The following is a 15,805-nucleotide window of genomic DNA, read 5'->3' as shown; positions in this document are numbered from 1 at the left end:
CAATAAATGATCGGTATCAAAATTTAAGGGAGGTAAGGTGTGTACAAAATGGAGGAGGTTAAAGAAAAAGCAGCAGTCAGAACCGCTATAAAGGCGAATTGTTCACTGGGAACGCTTTTCACATCTGATTCAGTTCATAGTTCTTCCATGACTCGCTATGTGACACTATTGTTTGCGATTGCCTGTGGGATGTCTGTTGCCAATATCTACTTCGCACAGCCGATACTCGATAATCTGTCGAGTGAATTCGGTATTGACCATTCAACCATTGGCATTCTCATTACCATTACTCAGATCTTTTATGCAGTAGGACTGTTAATGCTGGTGCCGCTTGGAGATTTACTGAACCAGCGCCGACTGATAATCGGTCAGATGCTATTATCCATGATAGCTTTGGTTATTGTTGGCACTGCATCATCCAGCACGGTACTATTCGCAGGTATGGCTTTAGTGGGACTGCTCTCCGTTGTGACTCAGACTCTTGTGGCGTTCGCGGCGACAATGGCTGCACCTGCCGAACGCGGACGTGTCGTTGGCATGATAACAAGCGGAATTGTGATTGGCATCCTTCTTGCTCGATCCATTTCAGGAATATTAACAGATCTTGCGGGTTGGCGTTCCGTATATCTGGTCTCCGCCGCGTTGATGCTTTTTATGGTTTGTGCGTTATTTAGGGTGTTGCCGAATGTTGAGCGTAAGGGAAAGTCGCTGTCCTATCCCCAGTTGCTTAGGTCGGTGCTTATGTTGCTCGTAAAAGAACGGATATTACGCATCCGCGCTATTTTGGCTCTGCTGATTTTTACTGCTTTCAGCATTTTGTGGACTCCATTAGTACTCCCTCTTAGCGCGCCGCCATTATCTCTTTCACACACTGCGATTGGGGCGTTTGGTCTCGTGGGAGTTGTCGGAGCGTTAGCTGCAGCAAGAGCGGGCAAGCTAGCCGATCGAGGTTACGGACAGAGAACGACGGGCATAGCTTTGATCCTATTATTGATATCATGGTTGCTGATCAGCCGTACTGAACAGTCGTTGTTCGCATTGGTCATTGGAATTGTTCTTCTAGACTTGGCAGTTCAGGCCGTGCATGTCACTAATCAAAGTATGATCTTCTCATTGCATACGGAGGCACGCAGTCGGCTAGCCGCCGGGTACATGGTTTTCTATTCCATAGGAAGTGCTGCCGGTTCCATCGCTTCGACCCATATCTATGCACACTATGGCTGGAACGGAGTATGTTTGCTCGGGGCCTCCGTTAGTGCTTTAGCTCTTCTGTTTTGGGCAATGACCAACCGCGCTACGGCTGCCGCATTAAAATAAAGCTTGCGTCCCTATGAATAATTCGAAAAAAAGATATATCGTAGTAAGATTTTGAATAGGAGAGATTGTCATGGAGATAGGTATTACTTCGTTTGTAGAAACAAAGCCGGATGTTCAGACTGGTGAAGTGATGAGTCACGCACAGCGATTGCGTGAAGTTGTCGAGGAAATTGTCCTTGCTGATCAAGTGGGACTTGATGTGTTTGGCATAGGTGAGCATCATCGGAAGGATTATGCAGCATCTTCACCAGCACTTGTGCTGTCTGCGGCTGTATCACAGACGAAACGGATTCGACTGACCAGTGCAGTGACGGTGCTTTCTTCAGCAGATCCGGTGCGCGTTTTTCAGGATTTTGCTACGCTCGATGGTATTTCCAATGGACGTGCGGAGATTATAGCGGGCCGTGGTTCCTTTATTGAATCTTTTCCACTGTTTGGCTATGACTTGAATGACTATGATGAGCTGTTTAAAGAACATTTGGAATTGCTCCTTAAAATACGGGAGTCTGAAAAAGTAACCTGGAAGGGCGGGCATCGGCCAGCAATTAACAATTTGGGCGTGTATCCACGGCCCGTTCAAAATCCTTTACCGATATGGGTTGGCAGCGGGGGCAGACAGGAGTCTGCTATCCGTGCAGGTCTGTTAGGACTGCCACTGATGCTGGCGATAATTGGCGGGAATCCGATGCAGTTTGAACCGCTCGTGCAGCTTTATAAGAAAGCGGCAGCGCACGCTGGTCATGACGAATCGCGGCTTAAGGTTGGGTCGCACTCGATAGGATTTGTTGGAGAGAATACGGAACGAGCTGCAAATACATTTTTTCCTTCTACCATGGCAGGTATGAATAAATTAGGCAAGGAGCGGGGCTGGGCGCATTATGATCGTTCTAGCTACGATGCCGCGCGCAGCTTTGAAGGAGCTCTGTATGTCGGCGATCCCGAGACTGTTGCTCAGAAGATCATTCACCTTCGTAAAAATGTAGGGGTTACACGCTTTATGCTGTATGTTCCGTTAAGCACAATGCCGCATGCTCAAGTGATGAGAGCCATTGAACTGCTAGGAACGGAGGTAGCGCCCCGTGTTCGGGAGGAAATAACCAAGTGGGAAGCCGAGACGGAAAAAGGATCACAATTCAATTGTGTTTAATTAAACCGCATTTGATTCGAAAGCACATTCAATTTAAGGAGGGATTCGCATGGATTTTGAAAGTCGGGTATTGCCGGAATTAAGGCCTATATTAGCACTATTTCCTGGTTTTCAATTGGAGGAAAATCTAGAGTTGAGCAGGAGCTTGTGTCTATTCCTCCTAGAGAGAAGTCAGAGCACGTAAGTACGACAAGTCGGATGATTCCGGGGGCAGCAGGGGAGATGCTGGTCAAAATCTATGAACCCGTCCAGCGAACCGACGCTAAGCTTCCGGCCATGCTATGGATTCACGGGGGAGGTTATGTGATGGGGCACCCCGATATGGATGACGTTTTGTGCGAGCGGTTTGTGCAGGTGGCTAAATGTGTCGTCGTATCGGTCGATTATCGTCTTGCTCCCGAGCATCCCTATCCAGCTGCTATCGATGACTGTTATGCCGGTTTGACGTGGATGTCGGACGAAGCTGAATCGCTGGGCATCGATTTGGATCGGATCGCGATTGCCGGTGCAAGCGGGGGCGGCGGTCTAACCGCAGCGCTTGCTTTAATGGCTCGCGACAAAGGCGGGCCAGCCCTCATCTTCCAAATGCCGCTGTATCCGATGATCGACGACCGCAATATTACGGCGTCGAGCCATGAAATTACGGCCGATAACGCAACCTGGAACAGGACGAACAATTTGGTGGCATGGAGCATGTACTTGGGCGAGCGTAACGACACTAGCGAGGTGTCCCCATATGCGGTGCCGTCGAAAGCGGAAAGCTTGGCGGGGCTGCCGCCGACCTATACGTGTATAGGGCAGCTTGATCTGTTCCGAGATGAGACGATCGAATATGTGACGCGCCTTGCGCAAGCGGGCCAGTAAAAGCTATGTGGACGCGATTGCGAGAGCACTTAATCCTTAAACAATTTATGGGGTTGTCTCCAAAGGTCAGAAACGACCTGGACGCTTGTTGTTTCCAAGTATTGCTGAGGGACGGAGAACGATTGTGAAGGAGCTTGCCTCGCGACAGCTCCTTTATTTGTTCATTCAAGTAACTGGCAGTAGAGCAGGTTACGATCCAGGTGGACGCGCATGGTATGCACAGCTGAATGCGCTATCTTATGGTTAGCTCCTGCCGTATGAAGAAGGAGACTGAACATTCGTATTTTTACACTACTAATCAGTTCCGCCCTTATATAGGTGTAGAATTTTTTCTTCAGGACTGTCTTCTCTTTTAATCGATTCAGAAAAAGCTATCCTTTTTTTACACCCGCTTTTTGTACACCCGCTTTTTGTACACTCTCATTGCAAAGAAATAGGCTACTAACAAAATCCCGACGCACCACGCAAGAGCGATCCATATATCATTGCCCACCGGTTGATCTGCCAGTAGCGCACGGATGGCGTTCACGATCGAGGTCACAGGCTGGTTTTCGGCAAAGGCGCGAACGATTGACGGCATCGACTCAGTCGGAACAAACGCCGAACTTATAAACGGCAGGAAGATAAGTGGATAGGAAAACGCGCTTGCACCTTCAATCGTTTTTGCGGACAGTCCGGAAATCGCCGCGACCCAAGTTAATGCCAGTGTAAACAACGCGAGTATGCCTGCTACTGCAAGCCATGGCAGTATTCCCGCGGACGAACGAAAACCCATAATCAACGCTACGAGAATGATGACGATCAGCGATATGGCGTTGGACACCAGAGAGGTCAGCACATGCCCCCAAAGTAAGGCGGAACGTGAAATCGGCATGGTGTGAAACCGCTCGAATATGCCCCGCTGCTTATCCATAAACAGGCGGTAAGCCGTATAGGCTATTCCGCTTGCGATCGCCATAAGCAGTATGCCTGGCAATAGGTAATTCACATAGTTATCCGTTCCGGTTTGAATGGCACCGCCTAACACATAGACGAACAGCAGCATCATCGCAATTGGAGTGATGCAGACCGTGATGATGGTGTCCATACTGCGGAAAATATGGCGCATAGAACGTCCAAGCATAACGCTAATATCGGTGAAGAAATGATTCTTTGCCGTCTCCATTTATTTCGCCTCCTTTTTGCCGACGATTGAGAGGAAAATCTCTTCTAATGTCGGTTGCTTTTCGATATACTCCACCTTTGCGGATGGAAACAGCTTTTTTAGATCCGAGAGCGTGCCGCTAGCGATAATCCTACCCTCATGCAAAATGGCAATTCGGTCGGCAAGCTGTTCGGCCTCCTCCAAATACTGCGTGGTTAGGAGTACCGTCGTGCCACCGTCGGCAAGCTCCTTGACAATCTTCCAAACCTCGATGCGCGCCTCGGGATCAAGTCCAGTGGTTGGCTCGTCGAGGAAAATGATCTGCGGTTTTCCCACAAGGCTCAAGGCGATGTCGAGCCTGCGGCGCATACCACCCGAATAAGTAGACGCCCTGCGGTCGGCGGCGTCTGTCAAGCCGAAGCGTTTAAGCAAGTCGTCCGCAACCTGACGCGGATTTTTGAGGTATCGCAGCTTGGCAATCATAATCAGATTTTCCCGTCCGGTCAAAATTTCGTCCACGGCGGCGAATTGCCCGGTCAGACTGATCGCCTGCCGCACATTCTCGGGTTTTGACGCAACATCGAATCCGTTTACGGTAGCAGTTCCGCTGTCTTGTTTGAGCAGCGTGGTGAGGATTTTGACAACTGTTGTCTTGCCTGCCCCGTTGGACCCGAGCAGGGCGAAAATACTGCCCTTTTCCACCTCGAAATCAACGCCCTTTAGGACTTGATGCTGCTTGTAGGACTTTTGCAGTCCAATGACTTGAATCGAATTATTTTGCATAACTTCCCCCTCCTTATCGAACAGTAACTTTGGACAAATCGGCCCCCATGCCTTTAAGCGCAGCATAGGTCAACTTATCCATGACCGCGCCGTCAAAGCAGATGGTTTTGATGCCACGGTAATACTTATTGGTCAACGAAAAGAACGCCTGAAAAGACACATTCTTGAGTGTAGCGCCCCTAAACGAAACTTCGTTTAATGCCGACTTGTCAAACTTAACGCCGACAAAGGTTTGCCCGTCAAAACGCAGCCCGCTCAGATCGGAATCTTTGAAGACCACGCCGTCAAAGATACAACCCTCAAAGATTGTTTTTCTAAGGTCGAGCTTGGTTAGCGTGACGTCGGTCAGTTTTACGCCTGTGAATTTGGCTCCGTCCAGCCCCGAAGTGCTGAAGTTGGTGCGTACAAGGATCGATTTATTAAAGCTCGCATTTGAAAGGTCTAGGGAGGTTAGGCTACAGTCAGTCAGATTCGCGCCGTCAAAATTGGCTTCACGTGCGTCGCTGGCCTTAAACGAACTGCCGGTCAAGTCTGCGCCCGCAAAGTCGGAACCGCGTAACGCGCTAGCATTAAATTGACCTTTATGCGCAGTAACACCCGCAAAGTCGCTCATTGGCAAGTTGCTCGCGCTAAAGTTTGTCACCACCTGCCGTTCCAGCGAGCGGGAGAGGTTGGCGACTTCCAGTATCGTTTGTTCGATGTCGCCGATGCTCTCAATGGTCTTATTAAACGCTGTTTCATCGTCTTTGCCCTCGGCTTTGAGTTCACGATATCGCTCCTGCAAATCGGAGTGCAGGTCCGCCTTTAATTCGGTAACGCTTTTTACCCCATCGTATGGTGTGAAAACGCCGTTCAAATAGTTCGTCAATTTCTGATTCATCATAATCAAATCTCCTTTATAATAAATTTTCTAGTACGCGCTTCGAATACTCCCAATTGCTTTTGTTGCGGGTATAAGAATCCTTGCCCTTTGCGGTAATCCTAAAATACTTGCGCCGTCCGCCCTGAGATTCGTCACCCCAATACCACTCGATATCGCCGTCTGTTTCAAGCCGCCGGACACTGGAGTACATCGTGGCTTCCTTTAATTCATATTCGCCGCCCGAGCGCTCGGCGATCAGTTTGACAATTTCGTACCCGTAGCGGTCAGCTTCGGATAAGAGCCGTAAAATCATCGTATCGGTATGTCCGCGCAGCAGGTCGGATGTAATTTTGTTCTCGCTCATTTCATCACCTCCGTGTTTTTATAATACGACATACTACTGTGTCTGTCAAGGTAGTATTTTAAATAAAATACTTTGTTTGAAAAGAAAAAAATATATTCATAACGATATAACACTTCGACCCCTCAGAAGAGCGTATGCATGAAGAGCCCGCAGACAACGTGGGGCGTTTCGCCTATACGTTTGACCAGATTGCCGGCGATCGGCGCGACAACAGATACGGTTGCGGTCCAAGGCAGCATTCTCAGACCCGCGCCCAATGGGCTATAGCCCTGTATCCAGTACGACCATGAACGATGCGATTGAGGAATGCGATTTCAATATCGGCTGTAAAAAAAATGCAGTCTGGCTTGGTCTCAGAAGGTGGGCAGCTCGGCCCGCCGCTTCAACCACATCAAAGTCCCTGTTGTTATGTTGCGCAAGCGACTGGACAGGGGCTTTTTGTGTTAGCTCTTTCTTCAAACTTTCTTCAGAATTCCTTTATTTTTTTCTTCGCTCATTCTGCAGAATGTTTCGTTACGATAGATGCATCGTAAGATAACGAGAGGAGAGTTCTTTCATGATTAGAGCTATGCAAGAGCAGCTGTTGTTTCTATATAAATTCATAAGTGCGCCGAAGCAGATCGGCAGCGTCGCGCCGAGCTCCGTGTTTCTGGCCAAAAAAATGCTTGAGCCCGTTCAATGGAACCAAGTAAGGAGCGTCGCCGAGCTCGGGGCGGGCACCGGCGCCATTACCAGACATCTGGCACAGGTTCTGCATGATGATGCAAAGGTTTTATTGTTCGAGAAAGACCAACAGCTGCGCAGTCAATTGTCTGCACGGTTTCGGGACTTCGCTTGCTATGCCGACGCTTGCAGCATGCAGCCTGCCTTACGGAGAGAAGGAATCGACGGGCTCAATTGCATCTTGAGCGGCCTTCCGTTTTTTAATTTTCCGCCGGCTTTGCGCGAGCAATTAATGCACCAGATCGAAACGACGCTGAAGCCGGGCGGCTTGTTCATCGCCTTCCAGTATTCGCAGCAGATGCGGAAGCAGCTCAGCCAGCGATTCGAAATCGAGCACGTTCATTTTGTCCCTCTCAACGTCCCGCCCGCTTTCGTATACGTCTGCCGCAAAAGGGGGGGTTCTTGATGGACGCGATAAAAACCGACGCCAACAACTACGTCAAATCGAAGCTTGCCACCTATTTTCCGCTTCTTTGGCTGCTTGCGATTCCGTTTTTGAACGTATTTTACGGTCTGCTGAATAACGGCAGCGGCGATGTTGGCAATCTGATGACCGATTTGGACAATCGGATCCCTTTCGTTCCGGTCTTTATTATTCCTTACTTGATTTGGTATCCGTTCATTTTCGGCATGTTCATCGTCTTCTTCCTGAAGGATAGAGCAGTCTACTACCGCAGCTTGATTGTCTTGTGCGCAGGGCTTATCTCCTGCTACCTTATTTATGCGGCGTATCCAACGACAGTACCCAGACCGCTCATGAATGATGACGGTTGGCTGACCGGGCTTGTAAAATTCGTTTATGCGACCGATAAGCCGTTCAACTGCTTTCCGAGCATTCATGTCCTGACCAGCTACATCGTACTGAAAGCATCGTATCGCTGCAGCTTTGAGCGAATAGCGCGAACGGCGATTTTCATAGCCGCATGGAGCATCATCATCTCCACTTTGTTCGTGAAACAGCATGCGCTTCTGGACGTTGCCGGGGCCGTTTTGCTGACCGAAGCGCTTGTTTTAGCCGTGAAGCTTATCCGTTTTGAAAACCGCAAAACATCAAAGGAAGCTCGCGCGCATGAACTATGAATGGCTTCTGTCGCTCCTTCAGCAATTCGGCTATGAGGCGCTATTTTTTGCGCTATGACTAGGCATCGTCGACTTAACGCCAGGCTACTTGCTCGGTCGGTACGTTGGAACTCCTGTTTTGATGCGGTTGATGCGCAAGAAAAAAATGAAAAATATTTTCTTTTTTCGGAGACGATTTCCCCAAAATGTGGTAGCTTTGCAATAGGCATTAGTTATTTTTTCCCTATCATCTGGCATGTCATGCCTTATGTGGTCGGAGTCCACAACGTTACGTGGGCGATTATCCGCTTTTCGCACAAGGATAAACGCTTACCGGCGTCTTAGACGCTGGCTAAACTAAATACAAACAAACCTGGGACTAGGAGTGATCCAACTTGACAATAAGCGTTCTAGTCGCCGACGACGATCCGGAAATTCGCGACGTCATTCGTATCTACTTGCAAAATGAAGGCTACCGCGTTATTGAATCGGAGGACGGCGTTCAAGCACTCGAACTGCTGCGACGTGAATCAGTCGATTTGATCATTCTGGACGTCATGATGCCGAATATGGATGGGATCAGAACTTGCTTCAAGATTAGAGAGATGACGAAAATTCCGATCATCATGCTCTCCGCCAAAAGCGAGGATATCGACAAAATAACGGGGCTTACGACCGGGGCGGACGATTACGTGGCCAAACCGTTCAATCCGCTGGAGCTGGTCGCAAGAGTCAAGGCGCAGCTGCGCAGGCAAACGTTCACCGGCGCGGCCGATCATCAGGTCAAAGCTTCCGATGACAGCGTAGTGGAGATCGACGACCTGGTCATTAACAAAAACAAGCACCTCGTGACGGTGCGCGGCCGGGAGGCGTCTCTTACGCCGATCGAGTTCTCCATTCTGGAGCTGCTTGCCGGCCATCGCGGACAGGTGTTCAATGTGGAGCAAATTTATAGGAGCGTTTGGAAGGAAGACAAGTTTTTGTCCGACAATACGGTGATGGTCCACGTGCGCAACATTCGCGAGAAGATCGAAGACAATCCGCGCGAACCGCGATTTATCAAAACGGTTTGGGGAGTGGGATATAAAGTTGAATAGAGACTTCTTTTCCCTCTTTAACTGGAAAAAGAGCATCAGGCTGCGCTTGCTCGGATCGCTTCTGTTTAGCCTTATCGTCTCTTTTTTCGGAACTTCCCTCATCAATGACATTTTGACGCAGATTATCGCACCGAAGATTGATGGCGCGGCTTTTTCCTTGGTTGGCGCCTTTTCCTTCCTCTCGTTTTTGTTTTTCTTTTTGCTCATATTTTTCTTCCTAACGCGTCATATCGTTAGGCAAGTGAGAACACTTGCCGACGGCCTCATGGCTATCGCCAAGGGGGATCTCCATTACAGGGTGCCCCTACCGGGCCAAGATGAACTGGGGGAAGTCGCGCAGAACATCAATTACATGGCCGAGCAGCTTCAAAGCATGATGAAGAGAGAACGCCAGATCGAGACATCCAAAATGGAACTGATCACACACGTATCCCATGATTTGCGCACGCCATTGACGAGCATCATCGGTTATTTGAACTTGCTCAAAAATGACGACTACCATGACCTGGACGAGCACAAACGGTACATTCATAACGCCTTTAACAAGACCCAGCAAATGAAAAAGCTGATCGACGATCTGTTCGAGTATACCCGTCTTACCAGCGGCGATGCCAATCCCACCTTCAGGAAGATCGACCTCAACAGCCTCCTGGAGCAAATCATCATCGAGTTCGAGCCGATCGCGCAAGAGCACTCCCTTACGGTCAAGAAGAATTGGGAACAACAGCCCCTATTTGCCCATGTTGATGTTGAAAAGCTGGTGCGGGCGATCGATAACCTGCTCATGAATGCGCTCAAGTTTTCCTTGAAGCCCGGCGAATTTACGGTTCGGCTTGCCGAGCACGGACATTTTATCGAGTTTGCGGTTGAAAATTGGGGAAGCCCGGTTACCAAGGAGCAGGAGAAGCTTTTGTTCGAGCGTTTTTATAAGGCGGAGCCTTCCAGGCGCGATCGAGACGTGCCTTCGGGCGCAGGACTTGGTCTATCGATTGCGAACTATATCGTCGAGCTGCACGGAGGAAGAATCGGTCTGAAGCATGCGAACGGGCATTTCACCTTTTTTATCGAGCTCCCGAAAGCGGCACAAATAACGAAGTACAATGGGAGCGATGAATTTATATGATGGTCGGACTTAGGTGATATTTTATCCCCCACTACTAAACAAATCAGACTGTACTCGTATCGGCAACCTGATTTTCTTACTTTTAGCCGACACCGCACCAATCGCCCTCAATTTTTTCTATCAAGAAGCTCATCATCAGGTCACCCAAGGAAAAATATAAATATTTGGAACTTGTGCAGGGAGGTACGATTTTATTTAGAAGACGAGTGTTAAATACGCCGATCGTAAGATCGTGGAGAAAGTTGCCGAAATTGCCGCCGCATATGATATATTAAAGAAATAAAAAGTGGGGTTTATAGGGTTATTTATTAAATTGTTGTTTGTTTGAGGGAGGCAAGTATGTTTCAGTATATGGATCAACACTACGAGGCAGTTGATTTTAGCGGGCGGGATTTAAGATACGGCGAACTCATTCGCTGCACTTTTAAACGTTGTACATTTACTAGCAGCTCGATGGAGGAAATCACGATAAACCAATGCCGGTTCATAGAATGCAATTTTCGCGGAGCTTCGTTGAATGGTTCGATTCACACGGAATCAGCTTATGAAAACTGTAATTTTGCTGAAGCTAATCTCTTCGTTTCAGAATTTAACCATTGTAAAATGACAGGCTCAGACTTTGCAGGCGCACAATTGGATGGTGTTACCTTGGTTCAAGGGGATTGGTCCTATACAAATTTGAGACAAGCCAGGTTAGCAAAACAGGCTATGCGAGGAGTCCGTTTTTATGGAGCAGATCTTTCTGATGCTAATCTGGAGAAGGCTGATCTAAGAGATTGCGACCTGACAAGTGTGATTTTTGGAAAAGCAAAATTGCAGGGTGCGGACTTGCGTGGCGCTAAAATGGATGGTATCGATTTTAAAACGCTTGTTGTCAAAGGCGCACGGATGGACAGAGAACAAGCTGTTGCTTTTTTGCGTTCACACGGTGCGAAGATTGATTGAATTTCTCGATTTTTCGCTAATGGAGAAAAATAGCTGAAGAAAACCGCCTAATCAGTAGGCGGTTTTTTAGCAGAACCCGCGTGTGCAAGTCCGACTTATCATGCTGAAACCCACAGTTTTTTTTGGAATGTCAAATTATTGCCATTGCTGCCATTAGTCTGTAGAATGTTTAGTAAATATCTGTTTATTTAAATGGCGAAAGTGTGTGATAGCATGGTAACGATAAAGGATATCGCGAATAAAGCGCAAGTTTCAAGTGCCACAGTTTCACGCGTTCTAAATAATGACATGACTTTGCAAGTTGCTGAGGAAACTAGGCAGCGAATTATTGAAGTTGCCAAGCAACTGGACTATAAAAAAACGAAATCACGTGCAAATAAGAACCTTGAAGTAGAAGCTGAAAAAAAACAAATCATCGGATTAGTTATCTGGGGCTCGGAACAGTTGGAGTCCTCAGATCCGTATTTCATGTTTATTCGTCAAGGAATCGGCAAAGAATGTGCAAAGCAAGGTATTACCGTTAACAAGGTGATGTTTATGGATGACTTTGATATGAATATCGCAGAGGAGTTGGATGGCTTAATCGTCATCGGCAAAGTGCATATAGACTTGCTGAGACAATCGACGAAGATACCGCATATTGTTTCGATAGATTATGTGTTAGATGACGAATACGACTCCGTGATGTTCGATCTGCGCAAAGCGACTAGACATGCTATGGATCACCTTTTTCAGCTTGGTCACCAAAAGATCGGCTACATTGGCGGAATCAGTTATATTCGCACGCTAGAGGGCAAAGTTCATAACATTGATGTACGTCAAAAAGAATACGAAGCGATCATGCGGGAAAAAGGATGGTTCGAACCCGCCCACCTGTTTGTGGACGACTGGCGCACAGAGCAGGGTTACCTTTTGATGAAGCAAGCATTAGAATTGGATGATCGGCCAACTGCTTTTTTGATTGGCAGTGATCCAATGGCTATAGCCGCGCTCAAAGCATTGCAGGAATCTGATATTAAAGTGCCGGATGAGATTGCCATCGTAAGCTTCGATGACATTCCCCTAGCTTCGTTCGTTTCCCCTCCTCTTACAACCGTAAGAGTGCTTACGGAAGATATGGGGGTTACGGCTGTTAAGCTGTTGGTTGACCGTTTCAACGGCCGTGATGTTCCTCTCCATGTGACCATTCCAACAAAACTTATCATACGTGAAAGTTGTGGAACAAAAATTGAATAGAAAAGAATCAAGAAGCCGTCTTCTCAGATCTGTAAAGATTTGAGGGATGGCTTTTTTAAATTGAAATTTACTGAATATCGAATAAAAAACGATTGAGAAAGTATCATTTAAATGCTAAAATCAAGTAAACATTTAGTAAATATTTTTATTTTGTGATGGAGGAACCAACATGAAAGATGAAGCTCTAAACAATTGCACGTTACAGGTAGGTCCTTACCATTTTCAATTATCGGGTTGCAACGAGCGGTTTCGCAGCTCGATGACTCGGGCGAACGTTCAGGAGGGTGTAGAACTTATTCACATCAAGTTGGAAGGGGAGAACCTACAACAACCGCCCACGATCGAATTAATTTGGCATCATCCAGGCATAGATATTCAGGCCAGTTGGTACCCTAGCGCATATCGTTCCAAGAGACTTCGTGTGGATTGGGAAGATGGAGTCGTTTCCAAATCAACGTATTCGGCGCCAGTCTTTAGCTTATTTAACATACAGGGCAGCAACCGACTCACTTTCGCTTTCTCTGATGCGCTCAATTCCGTAGCCTTGTCAGCAGGTGTCAATGAGGAGACAGCCACTTTTCGCTGCGGGGTCAAGTTATTTTTTGAACCTAGTGCACCCATGTCTGTTTACGAAGCGACTTTGCGCTTGGACACGAGAGAGATGGCGTATTATGAATGCTTGGATGATGTTCAAAAGTGGTGGGTTTCCCTTCCCGGTTATACGCCTGCTATTGTACCTGAATCAGCTAAACTTCCCATGTATTCAACGTGGTACAGCTTCCATCAGCAACTTACTTCGGAAGGGATCGAGCAAGAGTGTAGGCTAGCCAAACAATTAGGCTGCGAAGCCGTCATTGTTGACGATGGCTGGCAAACGTCCGATAACACGCGTGGTTACGCTTATTGCGGAGACTGGGAAGTATGTGAAGAGAAAATTCCTGATATGAAAGCTCATGTTGAATGTGTACATCAAATGGGTTTGAAATATCTGTTATGGTATTCGGTTCCTTTTGTCGGATTCAGGAGTAAGAATTGGGATCGCTTTAAAGACAAATTGCTAAAGACGATCGATAGCTTGCAAACAGGCGTGCTGGATCCGCGGTATCCTGATGTACGGGAATTCATTATTAACTTGTATGAAACTGCGTTGGTGGAGTGGGATCTTGATGGCTTTAAGCTTGATTTTATAGATAGCTTCGTTGGAACGGAAGAGACGATTTATAAGGAAGACAGCTCGATGGATTACATCTCAATTCCTGAGGCTGTAGACTGCTTAATGAGCAATATCATCGACAGATTAAGACTCATAAAGCCTGATATTATGATCGAATTCCGTCAAAATTACATCGGCCCTTTAATGAGAAAATACGGAAACATGTTTAGGGCAACGGATTGTCCGAATGATGCGATCGAAAATAGAATCAGAACGCTCGATGTCCGGTTAATTAGCGGAGATACAGTTGTTCATTCCGACATGGTGATGTGGCATCCACAAGAACCAGTTGAAAGTTCTGCGCTGCAGATCGTTAACACGCTATTTTCCGTACCGCAGATTTCTGTTTTGCTGGATCGCCTACCGGAAGAGCATCTTCAAATGGTGCGGTATTGGCTATCTTTTTGGAGAGAACATCGCGATGTGTTGTTAGATGGGCGTTTGAAACCCCAGCATCCAGACTTTCTCTATCCATTCGTCATCGCCGATAACGAGCATAAAAAGATTGTTTGCGCCTATGGCGATGTAACTGTCAAACCAGGCGGCAATCGTCCCGAGCTTGTTCTGTTCGTGAACGGAACGTTGAATTCGCGGATTTATGTGGAGATGGAAGAGGATTGGGGAGCCAAATGGGTGGAGGTTCGAGATTGTAAGGGTCAATTGATTTCTAAGGAACGGTTGGAACTGAAAGCTGGCATTCATCGTTTGGATATTCCCGCTTGCGGCGTAGCAGAGGTATACGAGTAGTGCCAAAAATGTATTGAGAGTATGTGATGAAGATAGCCACGATAAAAGATATCGCCAGAAGCGCTAACGTTTCTTCTGCTACGGTTTCAAGGGTGTTAAACAACGATACGACGTTCAGTGTACCTGAAGAGACAAAGCAGCGAATTATGGAGACGGCAGGTAAGTTGAACTATCGCAGAAATGAGCGGAAGCAGAAAACGGAACCAAATGAGTTGCAGCAGTTAAAGTTTGGTTTATTGATCTGGTGTTCCGAGCAAATGGAATATTCGGATCCCTTCTATTTGTCTATCCGGCAAGGCATCGAGAAGGAGTGTGTAAAGCACGGGATTAACATTAGCAGTGTGTTCCGATTTATGGAGGATTCTAACACCAACATTGATGCCCATCATTTGGACGGATTATTCGTGATTGGGAAGGTGCATATCGATATCATCAACAAATCGACTCGTAGTCCAAAAATCGTTTCTATTGATTATGTGCTTAGTGATGAGTATGATTCCGTGATGTTCGATTTGCCCAAAGCGACCAGGCAAGCTTTGGATCATTTACTTCAACTAGGTCATCGAAAGATTGGTTATATTGGCGGAATCAGCTATATCCGAGCATCGGAAGGCAAAATGTTCAATACGGATGCTCGGCAAAAAGAGTTTGAAGTCATTTTGAAAGAACTAGACTTATTCAATCCTAATTATGTGTTTGTCGGTGATTGGCGCGCTGAAGTTGGGTATGAGCTAATGAAACAAGCGCTGGAAGCGGAAGATGTGCCTACCGCCTTCGTGATTGGCAGCGACCCTATGGCGATAGCTGCGCTTAAGGCAGTGAGCGAATCCGATTATAATGTGCCTAACGATATAGCAATCGTCAGTATTGACGATATTCAACTAGCTTCGTTTGTGACTCCTCCATTAACGAGTATCAAAGTTTTTATGGAAGAAATGGGGGAAACAGCCGTTAAATTAATGGTCGACCGCATGAGGGGGCGTGAACTGGCTCTGCATGTAACCATTCCAACGAAACTTATGGTGAGAAAGAGCTGTGGTACGGACACTGCGGACGCAGGATAGAACGAATAAGGTGTGGTAAAGCGAATAGATGAGTCTGTTGCTTTACCATTTTTTCTACATATATTTTTGAATAAAACATATATTTAGTAAATGTAATCGTTTTATATGGAGTAAATT

16 protein-coding genes and 1 pseudogene are annotated in these 15,805 nt (G+C 47.1%); 13 read left to right on the top strand and 4 right to left on the bottom strand.

Annotated features, from left to right (window positions below; translation table 11 throughout):
* Positions 1-147 precede the first annotated feature (147 nt).
* From GC098_RS24115 to GC098_RS24100, 4 genes and pseudogenes are all read left to right on the top strand, one after another.
* Complete coding sequence (locus tag GC098_RS24115; protein WP_246358906.1) at positions 148-1,317, top strand: MFS transporter; 1,170 nt, start codon at positions 148-150, stop codon at positions 1,315-1,317.
* A gap of 70 nt (positions 1,318-1,387) precedes the next feature.
* Positions 1,388-2,464: an LLM class flavin-dependent oxidoreductase gene (locus tag GC098_RS24110; protein WP_171645753.1), complete on the top strand. Its 1,077-nt coding sequence runs from the start codon at positions 1,388-1,390 to the stop codon at positions 2,462-2,464.
* 49 nt (positions 2,465-2,513) lie between these two features.
* Positions 2,514-3,368 (top strand): annotated as a pseudogene (locus tag GC098_RS24105) (alpha/beta hydrolase).
* Between the two features lie 45 nt (positions 3,369-3,413).
* Entirely contained in the window at positions 3,414-3,575 is a 162-nt protein-coding gene (locus GC098_RS24100; protein ID WP_171645752.1) for a hypothetical protein, read from the top strand.
* A 135-nt stretch (positions 3,576-3,710) separates the two neighbouring features.
* Here GC098_RS24100 and GC098_RS24095 read toward each other — a convergent pair whose 3' ends face one another.
* Genes GC098_RS24095 through GC098_RS24080 form a run of 4 tightly spaced genes read right to left on the bottom strand, consistent with a single transcriptional unit; the run spans position 3,711 to position 6,481 of the window.
* Positions 3,711-4,493, bottom strand: coding sequence for an ABC transporter permease (locus tag GC098_RS24095; RefSeq protein ID WP_171645751.1), 783 nt, complete (start codon positions 4,491-4,493; stop codon positions 3,711-3,713).
* Complete coding sequence (locus GC098_RS24090; protein ID WP_171645750.1) at positions 4,494-5,255, bottom strand: ABC transporter ATP-binding protein; 762 nt, start codon at positions 5,253-5,255, stop codon at positions 4,494-4,496.
* Positions 5,256-5,268: 13 nt separating this feature from the next.
* Positions 5,269-6,135 (bottom strand): pentapeptide repeat-containing protein, encoded by an 867-nt coding sequence (locus GC098_RS24085; RefSeq protein WP_171645773.1) that lies wholly within the window; start codon positions 6,133-6,135, stop codon positions 5,269-5,271.
* 16 nt (positions 6,136-6,151) lie between these two features.
* A complete protein-coding gene (locus GC098_RS24080; RefSeq protein ID WP_171645749.1) occupies positions 6,152-6,481 on the bottom strand; it encodes a PadR family transcriptional regulator in 330 nt (109 codons plus the stop codon).
* A 138-nt stretch (positions 6,482-6,619) separates the two neighbouring features.
* On the opposite strand from GC098_RS24080, the gene GC098_RS40920 reads away from it, so the two are divergent.
* The 9 genes from GC098_RS40920 (at position 6,620) to GC098_RS24040 (ending at position 15,688) form a co-directional block, all read left to right on the top strand.
* Positions 6,620-6,748, top strand: a complete 129-nt coding sequence (locus GC098_RS40920; RefSeq protein WP_281367118.1) for a hypothetical protein — start codon at positions 6,620-6,622, stop codon at positions 6,746-6,748.
* 289 nt (positions 6,749-7,037) lie between these two features.
* Positions 7,038-7,610 (top strand): class I SAM-dependent methyltransferase, encoded by a 573-nt coding sequence (locus GC098_RS24075; RefSeq protein WP_171645748.1) that lies wholly within the window; start codon positions 7,038-7,040, stop codon positions 7,608-7,610.
* Entirely contained in the window at positions 7,610-8,284 is a 675-nt protein-coding gene (locus tag GC098_RS24070) for a phosphatase PAP2 family protein (protein WP_171645747.1), read from the top strand. Before GC098_RS24075 ends, GC098_RS24070 begins: the two co-directional genes overlap by 1 nt.
* 374 nt (positions 8,285-8,658) lie before the next feature.
* Entirely contained in the window at positions 8,659-9,360 is a 702-nt protein-coding gene (locus GC098_RS24065; RefSeq protein ID WP_171645746.1) for a response regulator transcription factor, read from the top strand.
* Positions 9,353-10,483, top strand: a complete 1,131-nt coding sequence (locus GC098_RS24060) for a sensor histidine kinase (protein ID WP_171645745.1) — start codon at positions 9,353-9,355, stop codon at positions 10,481-10,483. Before GC098_RS24065 ends, GC098_RS24060 begins: the two co-directional genes overlap by 8 nt.
* A gap of 339 nt (positions 10,484-10,822) precedes the next feature.
* Positions 10,823-11,428 (top strand): pentapeptide repeat-containing protein, encoded by a 606-nt coding sequence (locus tag GC098_RS24055; protein ID WP_171645744.1) that lies wholly within the window; start codon positions 10,823-10,825, stop codon positions 11,426-11,428.
* A gap of 213 nt (positions 11,429-11,641) precedes the next feature.
* A complete protein-coding gene (locus tag GC098_RS24050; RefSeq protein ID WP_171645743.1) occupies positions 11,642-12,664 on the top strand; it encodes a LacI family DNA-binding transcriptional regulator in 1,023 nt (340 codons plus the stop codon).
* A gap of 169 nt (positions 12,665-12,833) precedes the next feature.
* The gene (locus tag GC098_RS24045) at positions 12,834-14,624 is read left to right on the top strand and encodes a glycoside hydrolase family 36 protein (protein ID WP_171645742.1); all 1,791 of its coding nucleotides are present in this window, start codon (positions 12,834-12,836) and stop codon (positions 14,622-14,624) included.
* 26 nt (positions 14,625-14,650) lie between these two features.
* A complete protein-coding gene (locus GC098_RS24040) occupies positions 14,651-15,688 on the top strand; it encodes a LacI family DNA-binding transcriptional regulator (protein WP_216625404.1) in 1,038 nt (345 codons plus the stop codon).
* Positions 15,689-15,805 lie beyond the last annotated feature (117 nt).

Source organism: Paenibacillus phytorum (assembly GCF_013141715.1).
In the GTDB taxonomy this organism is placed as follows: Bacteria; Bacillota; Bacilli; order Paenibacillales; family NBRC-103111; genus Paenibacillus_E; species Paenibacillus_E phytorum.
The sequence above is the reverse complement of the archived record's forward strand: the minus strand, read 5'-3'. Positions and strand labels throughout refer to the sequence as shown.

What these genes read in the sequence shown, in the direction of transcription:
- GC098_RS24115 (WP_246358906.1), top strand. Translation starts at nt 148, where the DNA reads ATGACTCGCTATGTGACACTATTGTTTGCGATTGCCTGTGGGATGTCT.
- GC098_RS24110 (WP_171645753.1), top strand. Translation starts at nt 1,388, where the DNA reads ATGGAGATAGGTATTACTTCGTTTGTAGAAACAAAGCCGGATGTTCAG.
- GC098_RS24095 (WP_171645751.1), bottom strand. Translation starts at nt 4,493, where the DNA reads ATGGAGACGGCAAAGAATCATTTCTTCACCGATATTAGCGTTATGCTT.
- GC098_RS24090 (WP_171645750.1), bottom strand. Translation starts at nt 5,255, where the DNA reads ATGCAAAATAATTCGATTCAAGTCATTGGACTGCAAAAGTCCTACAAG.
- GC098_RS24085 (WP_171645773.1), bottom strand. Translation starts at nt 6,135, where the DNA reads ATGAATCAGAAATTGACGAACTATTTGAACGGCGTTTTCACACCATAC.
- GC098_RS24080 (WP_171645749.1), bottom strand. Translation starts at nt 6,481, where the DNA reads ATGAGCGAGAACAAAATTACATCCGACCTGCTGCGCGGACATACCGAT.
- GC098_RS40920 (WP_281367118.1), top strand. Translation starts at nt 6,620, where the DNA reads ATGAAGAGCCCGCAGACAACGTGGGGCGTTTCGCCTATACGTTTGACC.
- GC098_RS24075 (WP_171645748.1), top strand. Translation starts at nt 7,038, where the DNA reads ATGATTAGAGCTATGCAAGAGCAGCTGTTGTTTCTATATAAATTCATA.
- GC098_RS24070 (WP_171645747.1), top strand. Translation starts at nt 7,610, where the DNA reads ATGGACGCGATAAAAACCGACGCCAACAACTACGTCAAATCGAAGCTT.
- GC098_RS24055 (WP_171645744.1), top strand. Translation starts at nt 10,823, where the DNA reads ATGTTTCAGTATATGGATCAACACTACGAGGCAGTTGATTTTAGCGGG.
- GC098_RS24050 (WP_171645743.1), top strand. Translation starts at nt 11,642, where the DNA reads ATGGTAACGATAAAGGATATCGCGAATAAAGCGCAAGTTTCAAGTGCC.
- GC098_RS24045 (WP_171645742.1), top strand. Translation starts at nt 12,834, where the DNA reads ATGAAAGATGAAGCTCTAAACAATTGCACGTTACAGGTAGGTCCTTAC.
- GC098_RS24040 (WP_216625404.1), top strand. Translation starts at nt 14,651, where the DNA reads ATGAAGATAGCCACGATAAAAGATATCGCCAGAAGCGCTAACGTTTCT.